The following is a 710-nucleotide window of genomic DNA, read 5'->3' as shown; positions in this document are numbered from 1 at the left end:
CTATCTGTCTTCGGCAGTGATTACCCAACCAAAGATGGTACTGGTGTTCGTGATTACATTCACGTAATGGATCTATCAGATGGCCACGTTGCTGCGCTAGAAAAAGTCGGCAGTAAAGCTGGTTTGCACATCTACAACCTTGGTACCGGTAATGGTTACAGCGTTCTTGAAATGGTAAAAGCATTTGAAAGCGCATGCGGTAAAAATGTGCCATACCAGCTGGTTGAACGTCGACCTGGTGACATTGCAGAATGTTGGGCAGATCCTTCAAAAGCAATGAATGAACTAGGCTGGAAAGCATCACGTACTCTTGAAGAGATGACAGGGGACACATGGCGCTGGCAATCAAATAACCCACAAGGTTACCCAGACGCTTAATCTTTTAACGCTATAATAACAAAAAGGCGCATTCCAGCGCCTTTTTTGATCTAAATCGGAAAAAATCGTAAATTACTGGTTAAAAGGTAGCAACCAAATAGATAAGTGCTAAACTACCCATGACTCTTAATTTAGGTCGTAAATTTTCTTGTAGCTATTGGGGTAGTTCATGGAGCTTGGTCTGATCATCGCATTCATCGTTGCAGCAGCAGTGATGGTGAAGAAAGAGATGGCAAAACAGTAAGCTTTCATTTTTCATACTTTTCTTAACATTTTTGAAATGAAAGCCAATTAAAAAAGCCAGCATTAAGCTGGCTTTTGTGTTTTCGGAG

1 protein-coding gene is annotated in these 710 nt (G+C 41.4%); it reads left to right on the top strand.

The window, feature by feature from the left end:
* Positions 1–378: GDP-mannose 4,6-dehydratase (locus R7R78_RS26295; RefSeq protein ID WP_225474632.1), on the top strand; the 378-nt coding region annotated here is incomplete at its 5' end.
* Between the last annotated feature and the right edge of the window lie 332 nt (positions 379–710).

The organism is Vibrio sp. 2134-1 (genome assembly GCF_033339495.1).
This window is presented reverse-complemented; position numbering and strand designations above follow the sequence as displayed.